We start from the raw sequence: 18,239 nt of genomic DNA, 5'->3' as shown, positions 1-18,239 counted from the left end.
TGGTTGCATAAAATGGGTTTGCTACCCTCAAGCCCATATGTCCCTACCCCACGCCCTACTCACGGCCTTGGTCGAACAACCCTCTTCCGGCTCCGACCTGGCCGGCCGCTTCGACCGCTCCATAGGCTACTTCTGGCACGCCACCCACCAGCAGATTTATCGCGAACTGGGCCGCCTGGAAGAAGCCGGCTGGGTGGAATCGCTGCCGCCCGAGAGTGGCCGCGGCCGCAAGCGCGTCTACCGCGTGTTGCCCACCGGGCGCAAAGAGCTGCAACGCTGGGTGGCCGAGCAGCAAGACCCCAAGCCCGTGCGCGACGAGTTCATGGTGCGCCTGCGCGCCGAGGCCGTGCTAGGCCCCACCGGCCTGGCCGACGACATCCGCCGCCGCATGGAGCTGCACAAACAAAAGCTGGCCCTGTACCAGACCATCGAAGCCCGCGACTTTGCGAACGTGGCGGAAGATGGCTCGCGCAAGCAGCAACTGCAGCACCTGGTGCTGAGCGCGGGCATTCTGCAAGAGGCACAGTGGATTGCGTTTTCGGAGAAGGCGCTGGGGATATTGGGGGATACGGGGATGGGGGGTGACGCCTCGGTGTGAATGGCAGGGACTGAATGCTTCACGGGAGAGACCTAGCGTACTAGCTTAGCGGACCGCAACGGCCCAATCGCAGCGGGGGGGAAGGCAAGCTTACGCGTGGGGCGCACGGTATATTCCCCGAATGAACCCACTCGAAACTGAATTCCATCGCTTGTACTTTGTTGACGATGCTACAGCCGTCGCACCAAGCTTAATGACCGTGGACGGGCGTGTACGTGCAATGGTGATAGAACTCGCTCGCCCTGCAGACTGGTCCGTTGTATCCACAGTTTGGCAACGTGTACAGAGCGACCTGGATTTACCGCCTCCGGCGATTGCGGTAACGGGAAATGACGGTTACCAGCTGTGGTTCTCTCTGGGTGAACCAGTTACTGCGGCGGAGGCGTCGTTCTTCTTGGATTCCCTGCGCCAACGCTTTCTGAGTGATATCGCGCCGGAACGCATCAGTTTGCTGCCCACAGAAACTCGGCATGCCCCGTTGGTACCCGCTCTGCAGCCAAGCACTGGACTATGGTCAGCTTTTGTTGCCCCTGATCTGGCAGCCATATTCGCCGACTCGCCAGGACTGGATGTGTCCCCAAGGGTTGAAGCGCAGGCCAACGTTCTTGCACCGCTTGAATCTATCAAGGCGTCGGTGTTTGAGGCGATCTTTGATCAGGTTATTTCCGATGCCGAACGAATCTCGGCAACCCATCAATCCAGCACTCCCGTGGTGGCGCCACCATCCACCAAACACAGCGATTCAGACGCCAAGCGCTTCCTGACAGAGGTCATGAACGACCAATCTATAGAAATGCATTTACGCATCGAAGCTGCTAAGGCACTACTGCCTTACTCTTAGGCCAAGGCCTTCAGTGCTGGCGCGTAAATCCCTCTAAACAAGCCCGATTCCCGGGCAGGACTTACGCTACAGTGGCCCGGTTCTTCAAAACGCAATCAACCGGAGTGCCGCATGCCCATCCCTGTCACCACAGGCGCGTTCGCCATCGTGCCGAGCAACGATTTGGCTGCCGCCCTGCCGTTCTGGGAGCGCTTGGGCTTTCAGCGTACAGGTGGCGACGCCGGCTACATCATCATGACTGGCTGGGATTGCGAAGTGCACCTGACACAGGCGGGGAGCGGCCCTTGGAGGGTGCCTGCAGAGCACAACCCGTTCGGCGTATTTATCCGCACGCCGGAGGTGGATGCCATCGCCGCGCGGGTGGACGACCTCATCATCCGTCCAGGGGGTGTCCTGCGTCACCGCGAGTGGGGTCTCTACGAAGTTGGGGTGTGCGGGCCGGATGGCCTGCTGGTCCGCATCGGTTGGCCCTCCCGTCTCATGCAGAGCGGTTCGGCTAACGGCTGCGTGTGATTTCTACTGCGGTATCGCCAAAGTGGTCGCCAACGGCACTACTCCAAAGCAGTCATTGTGAGAAGGCCGCAACTGGACAGGACCAGATCAAAGCCTTACCGAACGCCATATATCGCCTTCCGAAATACCCTCATCACCCAACCCGCATTGCATACCCCATCCGGAAGCCGCCATCATGGTCTGCAAGTGCAGGCCCACCCTACTGTTTGGCAAGGCCTATGCCATCGCTTTGGGGAGGCAGCGTGAGCCCCCGACCAAGCCTGCACCCATCTTCTTAGTCGGGCCCTTCGTGTGTGGGCTGATTGCGACGGTTGCCAGTGCGATGCCCTTGCCTTTGGATCCATAGTCGGAATTGGGTACTTGGTTCTGCTGTCTGGGCTCGTGATCAGTGTAATTCTGGTTGCCTTGCGATAGACCGGAAAGCCTGGCGAAAAGGGGGCTGACAGCGATGAATATTTCACTGACAATCCGCCCATGACACGCTGTGCTTTCGGCTTCAAGAGCCTGGTCTTCGTTCGTCGGGTACTAGTGACGGCCCTGGGGTTTGGAGCGGCCGCAGCAGCATTTGCACAACAACAGCCACCGCCCTTACGTTATGGCGTGTTCGAGTCCATGGGCTACCCTTTTTTCGTGGCGGGCTCTGGCGGCACACCGCATAGTGGCCTGCTGATTGAACTGGGTGAGGCCATTGCGCGGCAGTTGAGCTTGGACGTGGTTGCGGTGCCCCTGCCCCGGCGCAGGGTTGAGCCCGCCTTGATTCAGGGTCAGATCGAGATGCTGTGTTACTTCAACCCCAGTTGGGCAGAACAGCCGGATAAGCTGGCGTGGTCTATGGCCATGCTGCCGCAAATTGAGCGTGTGGTGGCGCCCAAGGGCGGGCGCATGGGTAGCGCCCCCAATTGGGAGTTTGAAGGCAAGCGCGTGGCCTTGCAACTGGGCTACCACTACCCGGCCTTGCAATCCTTGATCGATGCCGGCAAGGCGGTGCGGGTGGACCAGAGCAAGGTAGCCCTGCAGTTCCGGTCACTGGACGTCAAGATGGCGGATCTGCTGATCACGTCCGAGGGAGAAATAGAAGGCTACTTCAACGACAACCCGAATGCGCGCAGCGAGTTTGACGTGTCGCGCTCCGCTTACTCTGTCACGCCCACGCATTGCGCCATCGGGCGCTCGTCTCGCCTGTCCCTGGCAGAGGTTGATAAAGCGATTGCGCGGCTGCAGAGCAGCGGTGATATGGACCGCATGGCCAAGCGCTATGGCATGTCGACACGCTGAATCGGCAGTGCCCGCAGTTCTTGCCCCGCCTCCACCCAGACACATTCCCCATTCTTTCGTTTGATGTGTAGCACGGCATGGCGCGCAAGTCCATTAATGTGACGCGTCACCACATCCATGACCCATCCGTGGGTCACCACCAGTATCCGCCCGCCGCGGTGGTGGGCTCCGATATCGTTGAAAGCCTCCAACACGCGATCCGCAAACTCGTCCAGAGTCTCACCCCCGGCGAATTCGGCGGCCGGGTTGCGGCGCAGAATTTGCTCCAGCAGGGCGGGGTTGAGTTCGGCCAATTCGTTCTTGGGAATGCCCTGCACGGCGCCAAAGTGTTTTTCCTTCAGGCCTTCATGGCACAACGGCGCGGGCAAGCCCAGCACAGCGCAAACGATCTCTGCAGTCTCGCGCGAGCGCGCCAACGGGCTGGACCACACCGCGTCGAATCCTGCATCCACCAGACTCGTCCCGAGCGCATGGGCCTGCTCACGGCCCAGTGCGTTGATCGGCACGTCCAGCCAGCCCTGCAGCACGCCGCGCTTGTTCCAGTCGGTCTCTCCGTGGCGGGCAATGCAGATGTGGGTGATGCTCATGTTCAAAGGCTCGCAGACCGAGGGGCGCAAACGTGAATCAAGGCGACGCAGGCAACTTTGGCCGCCAAGTGCGAAGGAAGTGACCGACAACGTTTCCCTCATCCTTGCCATCAGGCCTCGTAATGGTCCAGTCGATCACAGCCGTTTCAGGAAATGCGATGGGATCACCGCGCTTGTACCCGCTTACCCGCACGATCTCGCTCCCGATCTTCCCGCTGATCTGGCCGTTTTGAATGTCCTGTACTTCGATGAAGGGGTCCTCTGTGCCGTCCTTGTCAAACAGTCGTGTGGTGACGAAGAACAAGTGGCCCTTCGGAAGGCCAGCAAGAAATCGTCGCTTCGCCTCGGGATAAGACCTCTTGGCTTGGGCTACGTATGGCGCGGTTGCCCTATCGTATTCCTCACGCAAAGCATTGACAGATGTGTTGCCCGACGTCTTTTGTACCGCGGGAGGATCTGCGGCGAGAACACAAGCGGCTACCGAGGCCGCCACCATGGAGGTTAAGGTGCGCTTCATGAGAGAGGAAAGGGCAAAGTTCAAGGCAATAGATACCGTAAAGCCCATTGGCCAACGACCACTACTGGCCCGCCGAATTACTTTTTGATGTAGATTGGAATAATCACTGTACCGCCCCCGCAGTCCAAGTCTGCCGGAAGTATCTGAAATTCGAGCGGTTGAATGTCTGCTTTTATTTCTGGATAGTTTGAACGTATGTGCCTGACAGCCGCTTCCAGATCATGGCGGTATTGAATTGAGACTTTGTTTCCGACGCGTTCATAGTCAATGTCCGTTAGATACGCAACCCGTGTTTTGGGCACATCAAACACCAAGGCTTTGGCACCGCCACAGGCTCTGAATGTTGTGCCACCAATGGAGGTGTCACCCTTTTTTTCAACTACGTTGGTGAGGCCTAAAGTCTGACCAGTCTTTACCTTGGCGACGACATATCCGTCCTTGGGCATTCCATTTATTTCGGCCCCAAGAAATGCGTTCTGCTTGAATCTGCCATTGGTAGTGGTACCGGGAAAAAACAGAAGTCTGTAGTTTGCGGGACTCACCTTGAATATCACGATCGACTCAAGCTCTCCTGGATCTTTGGCGGTTTTATCCAAGATTGCAGAAGTGCCGCAGCCTGAAAGCATCAGGGCCGCAATGGTGGAGGTAAGCGCGATTAAATACTTCATGAACGCAAGTGTAAGTGGAGGGTTTCACTCGCCTCGGATCCAGAGAGAAAACAGGGACAACAGCTACCTTGCCCGCCAGGTCGAATCAGCAATGGCTTCAGTGCCGGTGGACTTGGCACCCAGCCCGCACTTCACAGGAATTTGCTCAGACAAGGCCATCGCAATCCCCATTTGCAATTTTGGTTTTGCAGTATAGGCTTGGCATATCTTTCAACAGAGGGGAGGGTCTTATGGCAGAGGGCGACAAGTTGTTCGCGGGCTCCATCCCGAAGTTCTACGACACGCTGATGGTCCCCCTGATCTTCGAGGCCTATGCCGTGGATCTGGCGGAGCTTGTCGCCACTTCTTCACCCGGTGCGGTGCTGGAGACGGCTGCCGGTAGTGGCGTGGTCACGCGTTTGCTTGCACCCAAGCTAAAGCCAGACGCGCGTTATACGGTGACCGATCTCAACCAGCCCATGCTTGACTATGCCGCTACGCGGCAGGGAGCTGACAACCGCATCGCATGGCGACAGGCCGACGCGCTCGCCCTGCCCTTTGAGGACGCCGCGTTTGACGTGGTGTTCTGCCAGTTCGGCGCAATGTTCTTTCCCGACCGGGTTGCCGGCTACGCCGAGGCGCTGCGCGTGCTGCGGCCGGGTGGGCGCTTTATCTTCAGCGTGTGGGATCGCATCGGAGAAAACGCCTTTGCCGACGAGGTGACGAATGCCGTCGCCACGGTGTTTCCACATGACCCACCCCGATTTCTCGCCCGCACGCCACATGGCTACCACGACGTTGCCGTGATCCGTGCGGATTTGAACCACGCGGGGTTCGCCACCGTTGAGACCAACACCGCCGAGAAGACCAGCCGCGCACCCTCGGCACGGGACGTTGCCACCGCCTATTGCCAGGGCACGCCACTACGCAACGAGATTGAGGCACGCGACGCCAGCCTGATGCCGTTGGTGATGGACCGCGCTACAGAGGCTATCGCCAGTCGCCATGGCACAGGGCCGGTGGCGGGCAAGATTCAGGCGCATGTGACTGTGGCGGTCAAGTAATTGGGGGGCCTAGTTGCATATTCGGCTGCATTCACAATAACTATCATTTCAATAGCACACAATTCATATCCGACGAGGGCTACAGCCATATTTCAATTGCGAGCCTCGCCAATAAACCCAAATAGGGTATTAATTGACCTCCGAGGTCATCCTCTGCAGGCTGCCATCCCGGATCATGGCGTCCAACGCGCTCTGCAAGGCGGCCACATCGGTGGCTGGCATTTTGGTATTGCAGGCCAGCGAGGCCAGGGACCGCCGAAAGGTCAGTGCCTCCTTGGGCATGCGCTCCTTTGTGTTGGTCTTTTGTGTGAAGTATTTGGCCGACAGCACGTCGGTGGCCCATACCGGTATGCGTTTGCGCAGCAGCTTCTCCACGTTTTGCTCCTGACTGCTGACCTCTTCCACGTTGAAGCCAAAGGATTTGAGGTATTCGGCATCGCCACTGCCCCGCACCGCGCCCACGACCAGCTTCTTGGCATCGCTCAGGACCACGAACTGCTCGGTCGCACCCGGCGCAACGAACAGGCCCGAGGTGGTGATGTAGATGGGGCTGATCCACTGGTATTCCGCCTCGATGCTCTGCGCCCGCTGCACTGGGAACACGCAGACGGCCTCGTTACTGCGAGCATCGGCCATGCCCCGGGCCAGCGGGGATGACTGCAGCTTGTAGCCCAACTTGGCCGTATCGAAGAGCTTGGTCACCACATTCACGGCTACGCCAAAGAACTTACCGTTCTCGCTCCAGGCGAAGGGCTGGTCCTCGGGAAACTCCAGCGTATAGGGCTTGGGCTGCGCCTGCGCAGTAGCGCACAGCAGCAGACAGCAGCAGCTACCAAGAATGCTTAAGGCTTTCTTCATAGCTCCAGGTCTCCGCTTGGGGTTTTTCGTTGACCAGCTTAGGGAAAGGGGCCGTGCCCTTGGCATGCCAATAGCTGGGCGGCAGCTTGGGGTTGAGCTTGGGCGCGCACTTGGCCATGCCTTTCTTCTGCAGGCTGGCCATGATGTCATCGGCCTGCTGGGCCATGGTGTCCAGCGCCTTTTGCACCGGCACCTCGCCCCGTATCGCCGCACCGATATTCGTCCACCACAACGGTGCCATATTGGGGTAGTCGGGCACATTGGTGAAGGTGGGTGTCCACAGCTTGCGGGCCGAGCTGCGGTAGAACTCCACTAGGCCGCCCAGCTTTGGCGCCGCATCGGTCATGGCCTTGGAGTCGATGTCGGAGGCCCGTATCGGCGTCAAGCCCACCAGGGTCTTCTTCAAGGACACCGACTTGGACACCGCAAACTGCGCATACAGCCATGCGGCCTTCATGTTGTTGGGCGGCGTGCCCTTGACCAGCGTCCACGAGCCGGCATCCTGGTAGCCCAGCTTCATGCCGGCACGCCAATAGGCGCCGTGCGGTGAAGGCGCCACGCGCCATTTGGGTGTGCCGTCCGCATTGGTGACCGGCAAGCCGGGCTTGTTCATAGATGCTGCAAAGGCCAGGTACCAGAAGATCTGCTGCGCAATCTGGCCCTGGGCCGGCACCGAGCCCGCGGTGCCAAAGTCCATCTGCTTGGCCTCGGGCGGCGCGTATTTGTCCAGCCATTCGATGAACTTGTTGACCGAGTAGACCGCGGCCGCGCCATTCATGTCGCCGCCGCGCTCCACCGAGGCACCCACCGGGTTGCAGCCCTCCACCCGTATGCCCCAATCATCCACCGGCTTGCCGGTGGGCAGGCCCTTGTCACCGGCGCCGGCCATGGACAGCCAGGAGTCGGAAAAGCGCCAGCCCAGCGATGGGTCTTTGCGGCCGTAGTCCATATGGCCATAGACTTTTTTACCGTCCAGCTCCTTGACATGCACGGTGAAGAATTCGGCAATGTCTTCATAGGCCGACCAGTTGACCGGCACATCGAGCTTGTAGCCGTAGATCTCTTTGAATTTCTTCTGCAGGTCGGGCCGATCGAACCAGTCCTTGCGGTACCAGTAGAGATTCGCGAACTGCTGGTCTGGCAACTGGTAGAGCTTGCCATCGGGCCCGGTGGTGAAGCTCTTGCCGATGAAGTCGTCCACATCCAGCGTGGGCAATGTGACGGCCTTGCCCTCCCCCGCCATGTAGTCGGTCAGGTTGACCACCCTTTGCGTGCGGTAGTGCCAGCCGATCAGGTCGCTGTCGTTCACGTACGCGTCATACAGATGCAGGCCGGTGCGCACCTGGGTTTCGATCTTCTTGACGACGTCGTCTTCACCCGTCACCTCATGCACCACCTGGATGCCGGTCAACTCGGTGAAAGCCTTGGCAATGACGTCGGATTCATATTTGTGCGTGTCCAGCGTCTCGGATACTACGAAGATCTTCATGCCGCCAAAGGGCTTGGCGGCGCTGGCAAACCACTCAAATTCTTTGCGTTGCGCCTCGCTACTCAGTGTGGTGGGGCTGAACTCTTTTTGCAGTCGGGTTATGACTTCGGCCGAGCCGACTTGCGCGTAAGCCGGCGCGCATGCCACGAGCAGCACCCATGACAGTGCCCAGTGCCTCTGCGTTTCGCCCCCTGGGTAGTGTTTCGTTTTGCTACGCATACAAAGGAGCTCCTTCGTTTGTTCGCAGAAACTGGTGCGCTGGCTGGTGGGTTAATTTGGCCCTGCCAGTGCAGGCCTTCTACCGGGTGCCAGGCTGGGCGGCCTGGCCGTTGCGACCGTCATGCTGACCGGTGGAGATTGGAATGCACTCCCGTGCGATGGGGCGCCCATGCCATGGGCCAACTTGAACACGGCCACGGTGCCCACCAGGTCGTGGGCCTGCGACTTGAGGCTGCTGGCCGCCGCCGCCATCTGCTCGACCAGCGCCGCATTCTGCTGCGTGGCCTGGTCCATCTGTGCCACCGCTTCGCCCACCTGGGCCACGCCCACACTTTGCTCGGAACTGGCCGCGCTGATTTCGCCCATGATGTCGGTCACGCGCTGGATGCTGGTCACCACCTCGGTCATCGTCACCCCAGCTTGGTCGACCAGTGCACTGCCATGCTCGACGCGCTCAACACTGGCGTTGATCAGGTACTTGATTTCCTTGGCAGCCTCGGCCGATCGTCCGGCCAAGGACCGCACCTCACTTGCAACGACGGCGAAACCCCGGCCCTGCTCCCCTGCCCTTGCGGCCTCGACGGCGGCGTTGAGCGCCAGGATATTGGTCTGGAACGCGATGCCATCGATCACGCTGATGATGTCCGATATCTTGCGGCTGGACTCGTTGATGCCCTTCATGGTCTCCACGACTTGGGTCACGACCTCGCCACCCTTGACGGCCACGGTGCTGGCATTCATCGCCAACTGGTTGGCCTGGCGGGCGCTGTCGGCGTTTTGTTTGACGGTAGAGCTCAACTCCGACATGCTGGATGCGGTCTTCTCCAGCGCGCTGGCCTGCTGCTCGGTGCGGGCGCTCAGGTCCTGGTTGCCTTGGGCGATCTCTGCGCTGGCGGTGGCCACGCCTTCGGAACCATTGCGCACATTGGTGACCACCTGGGTCAGGTTGTCCTGCATGGCCTTGAGTTGGGCCATCAGGCTGACGCTGTCACCATACTTCAGATGCACGGAGGTGGTGAGGTCGCCCTCGCCCACGCTTTGGGCCAGCGCTGCGGCCTCAGCCGGCTCGGCCCCCAGTTGGCCGGTGATGGTGCGCAAGGTTACCAGGCCAAAAATGCCCGCAAATGCCAAGCCACCGACAATGGCCACCAGCGATACCAGCTTGAAGGTGGCATAGCGGGCCGATGCATCGCCAAATTCTTTCTTGGCGCCATCCACCTGCAACTGGCTCAAGGCGTCAACACCCTTTTTGACCGGTGCGTAGAGCGGCGGAATCTTGTTGACCAGGATGTTCTGGCCTTCGATGACGTCATTGGCACGCAGGGCCACCAAGGCCGGCTGCAGGCCTTCTTCAAACTTCTTTCTATCGTCTACGAAGGCCTTGGCCAGTTTTTGCTCTTCGTCCGACAGCTTGATGGAGGTGTAAGAAGCCCACAGCTTGGAGATGGCGGCGATGTTGGCATCCACCGTGGCCGTGCTGGATGCAATGACTTCGGGTGTGGGGGTGATCAGCGCCGCGGACAAGGCCAGTTGGTTGCTGATCAGCTTGGCACTGATTTCGCCCAACTGACCTGCGGGCACGGTGCGGTCTTCGTACACGGTGCGCAAGGCCTCGTTGCTGGCCCCTATGCCATACAAACCCAGGCAGCCTATGACCAGCAACAGCGCAGACAGGATGCCGCCCAAAAGCGCCAGACGTGTAAAGATTTTCACGCTTGTGTCTCCTTAATTGTTCTTCCAACGGCAGCACGTGCGAGCCACGTCTTCGGCGCATCGTCCGGCAATTGCGCGAGCCCGTCAAGGGGTATAAAGCCGCATACAGCGGCAGCCCAAGCGGGCGTCAGACAGGCAGTTGCAGGTAGTGCTGGGCCAGAGTCTCAAAGGCCTTGACCTCAGGGTCCAGGCCCGTTTCCTGTTGCAGGATGGCACCCACCGTGGCGGCCAGACTGCCAGCCAATTGGGCGTCCAGAAACAGCAAGCGCGAGCGGCGGGCCAGCATGTCCTCGACCGTGATGGCGTACTCGTAGCGCGCCGCAAAGCGCACCATGCCTTCGGTCAGGCCCTCGCACAACACGTTGTTTGCGCCCGGCATGGCCAACACCGTGGCCTGCTCTCCTCCATAGGAGTGCAGACCCGGTGGCATGCAGATCGACTGGATCAGCGCTGCGGGTATGTCGGCCCCCACGAGCTTCAAATGGGTGGTCACGCCCTTGGCGCGCTTCTCCAGTAAGCCCTTGTCGGCACAGGCATCCAGCACGTCCTCGGCCATGGCGCGGTAGGTGGTCCACTTGCCACCGGTCACGGTCACCATGCCGCTGCGGCTGACCATGACCGTGTGTTCGCGGCTGATGCCCTTGGTGTTGTCACCATCGTCGTCCTGCGGCTTGACCAGGGGCCGCAGGCCGACCCATACACTTTTCACATCGGCACGGGTGGGCGCCTTGCGCAGGTAGCGGGCCGATTCGTTGAGGATGAACTCCACCTCCTCCTTGAACGGCATGGGCTCCCGCGCCAGGTCGTTGCGCGGCGTGTCGGTGGTACCCAGTATCACCTTGCCCAACCAGGGCACGGCAAACAGCACCCGGCCATCGGCCGTCTTGGGCACCATCAAGGCCACATCGCTGTCCAGAAACGACCGGTCCACGACGATGTGCACGCCCTGGCTTGGGGTCACCATGGGCTTGGTCGCCCGTTTGCTGTGGGCGCCGCTGGCGGCACCGTCCTTTTGGCGCAGCTCGTCGACCCAGACGCCGGTGGCATTGACCACGCAGCGGGCGTTGATGGTGTATTGCTTGCCGGTCAGCGTGTCGTCGCAGACCAGGCCCGTTACTTTGCCATCCGCATACAACAGATGGGCTGCGCGGCAGTAGTTCACCAGCAGCGCACCATGAGACGCCGCGGTGCGGGCCAGGGCCAAGGCCAGCCGGGCGTCGTTGAACTGGCCGTCCCAATATTTGACGCCGCCTTGCAGCCCTTCGGGGCGTGCGGTGGGCAGGTAGCGCAAGGTGGCATTGCGGTTCAGAAATTCGGTCTTGCCCAGGCCGGCTTTGCCAGCCAGCGCGTCGTACATCTTGAGCCCTATGCCGTAAAAGGGGGTTTCCCACCACTTATAAGACGGCATGATGAAAGGCAGAGGTTGCGCCAAGTGGGGCGCGTTGTTCAGCAGGGTTGTGCGCTCGTGCAGGGCCTCGCGCACCAGCGAGATATTGCCTTGGGCCAGGTAGCGCACGCCGCCATGGACCAGCTTGGTCGCCCGGGATGAGGTGCCTTTGGCAAAGTCGTGCGACTCGACCAGCACTACGCTAAAGCCCCGCGCTGCGGCGTCCAAGGCCACGCCCAGGCCCGTGGCACCGCCGCCGACGATGGCGATGTCATACGGCCGCCCCTGCGCCAGTTGTGCGATCAGCGCGTCACGTCGGGTTGCTTGGGCTTGCATGGGTGTGGTGGACATAGGCATTGCGGTAGGAAAAAGGCCGTGTGGCAAATGTGCTCACACGGCCGACCTTTAGAGCATTAAAGTTTTGGTAAACGAATCAGCGTGTCTTGCCGTTCTTCCACGCGTTGATCAGCGTGTCATAGGCAATGGTTTCACCCTTCGGCTTTTCGTTGTCCAACTTCTTCCATGGAGCACCCTTGTCACTCAGCCATTTGTTGGGGTCGCCCTTTGGATTGAGCTTGGGCGGGCAATGTGCCATGCCGGCCCGCTCCAGGCGGCCCATCACGTCGTCCATTTCGTTGGCCAGGTTGTCCATGGCGGCCTGGGGTGTTTTTTCACCTGTGACTGCCACGGCCACGTTCTTCCACCAGAGCTGTGCCAGCTTCGGATAGTCAGGCACGTTGGTTCCGGTAGGTGTCCAGGCCACGCGTGCGGGGCTGCGGTAGAACTCCACCAGACCACCCAGCTTGGGCGCCATCTGTGTCATGGCGTTGGAGCGGATGTCGCTGTCGCGGATGAAGGTCAAGCCGACCGTGGACTTCTTCAGCGACACGGTCTTGCTGGTTACAAACTGGGCATAGAGCCAGGCCGCAGCCACTTGGTCAGGGTTGTGGTCCTTGAAGAAAGTCCATGAGCCCACGTCCTGGTAGCCGTTTTGCATGCCTTGCTTCCAGTACGGGCCATTGGGTCCAGGGGCCATGCGCCACTTGGGTGTGCCATCGGCATTCACCACGGGCAGACCTGGCTTGACCATGTCGGCCGTGAAGGCGGTGTACCAGAAGATCTGCTGGGCGATCTGGCCCTGGGCTGGCACGGGGCCGGCTTCGCCGAAGGTCATGCCGATGGCTTCCTTGGGCGAATACTTCTTCATCCAGTCGATGTACTTGGTCAACGCGTAAACCGCTGCGGGCGAATTGGTCGCGCCACCGCGTGCCACGGAAGCACCCTGCGGGTTGCAACCGTCAGCCGATGCGCGAATGCCCCACTCGTCAACAGGCTTGCCGTTGGGGATGCCGATATCCGCCGTACCAGCCATCGACAACCAGGCATCGGTGAAACGCCAGCCCAACGATGGGTCTTTTTTGCCGTAGTCCATGTGACCATAGATGGGCTTGCCATCGACCATCTTCACATCATTGGTGAAGAATTCGGCGATGTCTTCATAAGCGCTCCAGTTCAATGGCACGCCCAGTTCATAGCCATACTTGGCCTTGAACTTTTCCTTCAGTTCGGGCTTGGCAAACAGGTCGGCACGGAACCAGTACAAGTTGGCGAATTGCTGGTCAGGCAATTGGTACATCTTGCCATCGGGTGCCGTCGTGAAGCTGGTGCCAATGAAGTCTTTGACATCCAGGCCCGGGTTGGTCCATTCTTTGCCGGCACCAGTCATGTAGTCGGTCAGGTTCAGGATCTTGCCGTAACGGTAGTGGGTTCCGATCAGGTCAGAGTCAGAAATCCAGCCGTCATAGATGGACTTGCCGGACTGCATGGAGGTCTGCAGCTTCTCGACCACGTCGCCTTCTTGAATGACATCGTGCTTGACCTTGATGCCGGTGATCTCTTCAAACGCCTTGGCCAGGGTCTTGGCTTCGTAGCTGTGCGTGGTCAGGGTTTCCGACACGGTGCTGATCTCTTTGACACCCTTGGCCTTGAGTTTTGCTGCAGCGTCGATGAACCACTTGAGCTCGGCAGTCTGCTGGGCTTTGGACAAGGTCGAAGGCTGGAATTCTTCATCGATCCATTTCTTCGCTGCGGCTTCGTCAGCCCAAGCTTGGCTGCCCACCGCGCAGGCGAGTGCGACCGCCAATACCGAATACCTTAATTTCATTGTCTAACTCCTCAGGTCGAAACAACCCCTGTTTATAGAAGGCGTATACGGCTCCAGGGGGAAACAAGCCGAACCTTGCATACTCACTCTTTCTTGCGCCACTAGCCCTTGCGCATGATCACCACAAGCAGAACCATGGACAGTACAAAACTGAACCAGATGGAGGGCTCGCTTTGCAGGCCCATCCACTCGACGAGCTTGCCGCTTAGGCCCACAAAGCTCAGGTTGACATAGGCGGCCGTCAGCAGGCCAATAAAGAGACGATCACCACGGGTGGTTTCCATGGGCAAAAAGCCGCGGCGCAGGCTGGTGGGAGATTTGATTTCCCACACCGTCATGCAGACCAGCATCAGCACGATGCAACTGAAAAATACGGCCACGGGTGTGGTCCAAGCCATCCATTCAAACATGCTCTATTCCCTCTCGTTTGGTCAATTGCGGGGCGCTTAGACGCGGCCCATCGCAAAGCCCTTGGCGATGTAGTTGCGCACAAACCAGATCACGATGGCGCCGGGCACGATGGTCAACACACCGGCAGCGGCCAGCGTGGCCCAGTCCATGCCCGATGCCGACACGGTGCGGGTCATGATGGCCACAATGGGCTTGGCATTGACACTGGTCAACGTGCGGGCCAATAGCAGCTCCACCCAACTGAACATGAAGCAGAAGAAGGCAGCCACACCCACGCCGGCCTTGATCAGCGGCAAAAAGATCTTGACGAAAAACGCGGGGAAGGAATAACCGTCGATATAGGCGGTCTCGTCAATCTCGCGTGGGATACCACTCATGAAACCTTCCAGAATCCACACCGCCAGTGGCACGTTGAACAACAGGTGGGCCAGGGCAACGGCCACGTGGGTATCCATCAGCCCGACCGTGGTGTAGAGCTGGAAGAACGGCAACAAGAACACCGCGGGCGGCGTCATGCGGTTGGTCAGCAACCAGAAGAACACATGCTTGTCGCCCAGGAAGCTGTAGCGAGAGAACGCGTAGGCTGCGGGCAGTGCCACGGTCAACGAGATCACCGTGTTGATGGCCACATAGATCAGGCTGTTGATGTAGCCCGAGTACCACGAAGAATCCGTGAAGATCGTCGCGTAGTTGGCCCACGTGAAGTGCTCTGGGAACAATGAGAAACCGGCCACGATCTCCTGGTTGGTCTTGAACGACATATTGACCATCCAGTAGATGGGCAAGAGCGCAAAGACGATGTAGCACAGCAGGAACAGCGTGCGCTTTTGAAATTTCGGCTTATTCATGGCCACCCTCCTTCTCCTGGGTGCCTACGCGTTGCATCCAGTTGTACAAAATAAAACACAGCAACAGGATGATCAGGAAGTAGATCAACGAGAACGCCGCCGCCGGACCCAGGTCAAACTGGCCCACGGCTTTCTGCGTCAGGAACTGCGACAGGAAGGTCGTGGCATTGCCGGGCCCACCACCGGTCAGCACAAAGGGCTCGGTATAGATCATGAAACTGTCCATGAAGCGCAGCAGCACGGCAATCATCAACACGCCGCGCATCTTGGGCAGTTGCACGTAGCGGAACACATCGAGCTTGCTGGCGCCGTCAATGCTGGCCGCCTGGTAGTAGGCGTCAGGGATGGAGCGCAGGCCGGCATAGCCCAGCAGTGCGACCAACGGCGTCCAGTGCCACACATCCATCAGCAGTACGGTCAACCAGGCATGCGTGGGATTGCCGGTGTAGCTGTAGTCAATACCCAGGCCTTGCAAGGCTGCGCCCATCAGCCCGATGTCGGCACGGCCGAAGATTTGCCAGATGGTGCCCACGACGTTCCACGGAATCAGCAAGGACAGCGATACGATGACCAGCACCGCCGATGACTTCCAGCCCTGGGATGGCATGGACAGGGCCAGCAGGATACCCAGCGGCAATTCAACAGCCAACACGGAGAAGGAATATGTCAATTGCCGCAGCAGCGCACCGTGCAGTTCCTCATCGCGCATGATGGCTGCGAACCATTCGGTGCCCACGAAGACACGGCGCTCGGGCGAGATGATGTCCTGCACCGAATAGTTCACCACCGTCATCAGCGGCAGGATGGCGGAGAAGGCCACGCACAGCAGCACGGGTAGTATCAAAAACCAGGCCTTCTGGTTAACCGGTTTTACGGTGGTGCTCATACCAGTATCTCCTCGTTCTTGTAGAAGCAGGTGTGCTCACCCATGACCTGCAGCCATACGGTGTCACCCACCGCCAGTTGTGCGGCATCGGTAGAGAGGCGCGCCTTCAGCGTGGTGCCGGCAAAGTCCGCACTCAGCATCACATGGGTGCCCACGTCTTGCACGCGCGACACGCGCACGGCCAAGGCCCCTTCAGTGTTGGCCTGGGTCAGCCCCAGGTATTCAGGCCGTATGCCCAGCTTGATGTCCCCGGTTGGCAGCGCGCGGCCAGACGGCAGGGCCAGCGTCTTGTCGGCGACGCGCAGGCCATCGACCTGCACCTGCGCAGGCAGAAAGTTCATGCCGGGTGAGCCAATGAAGTGCCCCACGAAGGTGTGGCTGGGGCGTTCGAACAAGTCTGCGGGCGAGCCCACTTGCACGGCTCGGCCCCGCGTCATGACCACCACCTGGTCGGCAAAGGTCAACGCCTCCACCTGGTCGTGCGTGACATAGATCAAGGTCAGCTTCAACTCGTGGTGGATCTGCTTGAGCTTGCGCCGCAATTGCCACTTCAGATGCGGGTCGATGACGGTCAGTGGCTCGTCAAACAGCACGGCCGACACATCGGGGCGCACCAGACCGCGGCCCAGGGAAATCTTTTGCTTGGCATCGGCGGCCAGGCCCGCGGCCCGCTGGTTGAGCTGCCCACTCATCTCCAGCATCTCGGCAATCTCGCCCACGCGCTTGTCGATTTGCGCCTTGGGCATCTTGCGGTTGCGCAGCGGAAAGGCCAGGTTCTCGGCCACCGTCATCGTGTCGTAAATGACGGGGAACTGGAACACCTGCGCAATATTGCGCTGTTGCGGCGTCTCGTTCGTCACGTCACGTCCGTCAAAGCGCACCGTGCCCTGGGACGGTGTCACCAGGCCCGACATGATGTTCAACAGTGTGGTCTTGCCGCAGCCCGACGGACCCAGCAAAGCATAGGCACCACCATCCGCAAAAGTCATTTTCAGCGGCAGCAAGGCATAGTCGCTGTCCTGCTGGGGGTTGGGCCGATAGGCGTGGGCCAGATCGAGTTCAATGCGTGCCATATCAGCGTCCCCCGCCGCGTACCGGCGACAAGACCAGCATGCCCGCGGCATCAAACACATAGGATTGCGCGGGATCGAAGTGCAAACTCAACGCAGTCCCCAATTCAAAGTAATGCACACCGGTGAGTTGGGCCACCAACTCACCGACCAAGGTATGCACGTGGACAAAGGTGTCAGAGCCTGAGATTTCTGCCAACTCCACGGTACCGGGCAGCGCCACATCGCCCGGCTGGGGCTGCACGCGCACCGCACTGGCGCGCAGACCCACGGTCAATTTGGGCGTGGATTGCGATGACAGCGTGCGCGTCAGCAAGGGCCCGCCGTCCAGCCGCACACCGTCGGCCGTGGCCGTGGCGGCCAGCAGATTCATCGGTGGATCGCTGAAGGCGCGCGCCACCCGCAGGGAAGCCGGCTTGTGGAAGACCTCGGCCGTGGGGCCATATTGCAGCAACTCACCTTCATCCAGGACCGCCGTGTAGCCCCCGAGCAGCAGGGCTTCGCCCGGCTCGGTCGTGGCATAGACCACGGTGGAATCACCGGCCGCGAACAGGGCGCTCAACTCATCGCGCAGTTCCTCGCGCAGCTTGTAGTCCAGATTGACCAGAGGTTCATCCAACAGCATCAAGGGCGCACCCTTTGCCAAGGCACGGGCCAGTGCCACACGCTGTTGCTGGCCGCCCGAGAGTTCCGACGGCAAACGGTCCAGAAACATGTCAATATGCAGTTTCTCGGCAAGCTGTCGCACGCGCTGGTCGACATTGCTTTCACCGCGCAACTTCAAGGGCGACGCAATGTTGTCGCGCACCTTCATGGATGGGTAGTTGATGAACTGCTGGTACACCATGGCGACGTTGCGCGCACGCACCGGCACACCCACCACGTCCTTGCCATCCACCGTGACCCGGCCGGAGGTGGGTACATCCAGCCCCGCCATGATGCGCATCAGGCTGGTCTTGCCGGCCTGGGTAGCCCCTAGCAAGACCGTGACTGCGCCACTCTGTGGGGCAATATTCATGTTGTGCAGCCACATCTGTGGTCCTACCTTTTTGTGGATGCCCTCAAGGCTCAACTGCATCACGCCACCTTCTATTTCTGGGTTTTCGTCGAATATTCGAATTTGGCAATTGTTATTCTTTTAAGTTCGTTTTT

The 18,239-nt window shown here is 59.9% G+C and carries 18 protein-coding genes; 5 read left to right on the top strand and 13 right to left on the bottom strand.

Annotated elements, in window-relative coordinates; all coding sequences use genetic code 11:
- Positions 1-37: 37 nt before the first annotated feature.
- The 4 genes from AC07OO_RS23575 to AC07OO_RS23560 all read left to right on the top strand — a co-directional run bounded on the left by AC07OO_RS23575 (position 38) and on the right by AC07OO_RS23560 (position 3,227).
- Positions 38-598 (top strand): PadR family transcriptional regulator, encoded by a 561-nt coding sequence (locus tag AC07OO_RS23575; RefSeq protein WP_495084601.1) that lies wholly within the window; start codon positions 38-40, stop codon positions 596-598.
- Positions 599-719: 121 nt separating this feature from the next.
- On the top strand, positions 720-1,439 hold the full coding sequence (locus tag AC07OO_RS23570) for a hypothetical protein (RefSeq protein ID WP_495084600.1): 720 nt from the start codon (positions 720-722) through the stop codon (positions 1,437-1,439).
- A 111-nt stretch (positions 1,440-1,550) separates the two neighbouring features.
- A complete protein-coding gene (locus AC07OO_RS23565; RefSeq protein ID WP_495084599.1) occupies positions 1,551-1,952 on the top strand; it encodes a VOC family protein in 402 nt (133 codons plus the stop codon).
- 474 nt (positions 1,953-2,426) lie between these two features.
- Positions 2,427-3,227: a substrate-binding periplasmic protein gene (locus AC07OO_RS23560; RefSeq protein WP_495084598.1), complete on the top strand. Its 801-nt coding sequence runs from the start codon at positions 2,427-2,429 to the stop codon at positions 3,225-3,227.
- Here the strand turns inward: AC07OO_RS23560 and AC07OO_RS23555 are convergent.
- From AC07OO_RS23555 to AC07OO_RS23545, 3 genes are read right to left on the bottom strand one after another with little or no spacing between them, the layout of a single operon-like run.
- The gene (locus AC07OO_RS23555; RefSeq protein ID WP_495084597.1) at positions 3,206-3,814 is read right to left on the bottom strand and encodes a histidine phosphatase family protein; all 609 of its coding nucleotides are present in this window, start codon (positions 3,812-3,814) and stop codon (positions 3,206-3,208) included. The two genes, AC07OO_RS23560 and AC07OO_RS23555, sit on opposite strands and share 22 nt — an antisense overlap.
- Positions 3,815-3,851: 37 nt before the next feature.
- Positions 3,852-4,355, bottom strand: a complete 504-nt coding sequence (locus AC07OO_RS23550) for a hypothetical protein (protein WP_495084596.1) — start codon at positions 4,353-4,355, stop codon at positions 3,852-3,854.
- Positions 4,356-4,408: 53 nt separating this feature from the next.
- Positions 4,409-4,999 carry a hypothetical protein gene (locus tag AC07OO_RS23545; RefSeq protein ID WP_495084595.1) on the bottom strand — a complete coding sequence of 197 codons (591 nt, stop codon included), beginning with the start codon at positions 4,997-4,999 and terminating at the stop codon, positions 4,409-4,411.
- A 230-nt stretch (positions 5,000-5,229) separates the two neighbouring features.
- On the opposite strand from AC07OO_RS23545, the gene AC07OO_RS23540 reads away from it, so the two are divergent.
- Positions 5,230-6,042 carry a class I SAM-dependent methyltransferase gene (locus tag AC07OO_RS23540; RefSeq protein ID WP_495084594.1) on the top strand — a complete coding sequence of 271 codons (813 nt, stop codon included), beginning with the start codon at positions 5,230-5,232 and terminating at the stop codon, positions 6,040-6,042.
- Between the two features lie 129 nt (positions 6,043-6,171).
- Here the strand turns inward: AC07OO_RS23540 and AC07OO_RS23535 are convergent, their stop codons facing one another.
- The 10 genes from AC07OO_RS23535 to AC07OO_RS23490 form a co-directional block, all read right to left on the bottom strand.
- The gene (locus AC07OO_RS23535) at positions 6,172-6,900 is read right to left on the bottom strand and encodes a substrate-binding periplasmic protein (protein WP_495084593.1); all 729 of its coding nucleotides are present in this window, start codon (positions 6,898-6,900) and stop codon (positions 6,172-6,174) included.
- Positions 6,872-8,608, bottom strand: a complete 1,737-nt coding sequence (locus AC07OO_RS23530; protein WP_495084592.1) for an ABC transporter substrate-binding protein — start codon at positions 8,606-8,608, stop codon at positions 6,872-6,874. Before AC07OO_RS23530 ends, AC07OO_RS23535 begins: the two co-directional genes overlap by 29 nt.
- A 51-nt stretch (positions 8,609-8,659) precedes the next feature.
- Positions 8,660-10,321, bottom strand: coding sequence for a methyl-accepting chemotaxis protein (locus tag AC07OO_RS23525; RefSeq protein ID WP_495084591.1), 1,662 nt, complete (start codon positions 10,319-10,321; stop codon positions 8,660-8,662).
- 127 nt (positions 10,322-10,448) lie between these two features.
- Entirely contained in the window at positions 10,449-12,059 is a 1,611-nt protein-coding gene (locus AC07OO_RS23520; RefSeq protein ID WP_495084590.1) for a glycerol-3-phosphate dehydrogenase/oxidase, read from the bottom strand.
- Positions 12,060-12,141: 82 nt separating this feature from the next.
- A complete protein-coding gene (locus AC07OO_RS23515; protein WP_495084589.1) occupies positions 12,142-13,872 on the bottom strand; it encodes an ABC transporter substrate-binding protein in 1,731 nt (576 codons plus the stop codon).
- Between the two features lie 101 nt (positions 13,873-13,973).
- The gene (locus AC07OO_RS23510; protein WP_495084588.1) at positions 13,974-14,282 is read right to left on the bottom strand and encodes a DUF2160 domain-containing protein; all 309 of its coding nucleotides are present in this window, start codon (positions 14,280-14,282) and stop codon (positions 13,974-13,976) included.
- Between the two features lie 36 nt (positions 14,283-14,318).
- The gene (locus AC07OO_RS23505) at positions 14,319-15,131 is read right to left on the bottom strand and encodes a carbohydrate ABC transporter permease (RefSeq protein ID WP_495084587.1); all 813 of its coding nucleotides are present in this window, start codon (positions 15,129-15,131) and stop codon (positions 14,319-14,321) included.
- The gene (locus tag AC07OO_RS23500; RefSeq protein WP_495084586.1) at positions 15,124-16,017 is read right to left on the bottom strand and encodes a carbohydrate ABC transporter permease; all 894 of its coding nucleotides are present in this window, start codon (positions 16,015-16,017) and stop codon (positions 15,124-15,126) included. The genes AC07OO_RS23505 and AC07OO_RS23500 overlap by 8 nt, the downstream gene beginning before the upstream one ends.
- On the bottom strand, positions 16,014-17,090 hold the full coding sequence (locus tag AC07OO_RS23495) for an ABC transporter ATP-binding protein (RefSeq protein WP_495084585.1): 1,077 nt from the start codon (positions 17,088-17,090) through the stop codon (positions 16,014-16,016). Before AC07OO_RS23495 ends, AC07OO_RS23500 begins: the two co-directional genes overlap by 4 nt.
- A 1-nt stretch (position 17,091) precedes the next feature.
- Entirely contained in the window at positions 17,092-18,165 is a 1,074-nt protein-coding gene (locus AC07OO_RS23490; protein ID WP_495084584.1) for an ABC transporter ATP-binding protein, read from the bottom strand.
- Positions 18,166-18,239: the final 74 nt, after the last annotated feature.

This window comes from Rhodoferax sp. GW821-FHT07G04, from assembly GCF_059418585.1.
Note: the sequence above shows the minus strand (reverse complement) of the source record. Positions and strands in the feature narration are given on the sequence as shown.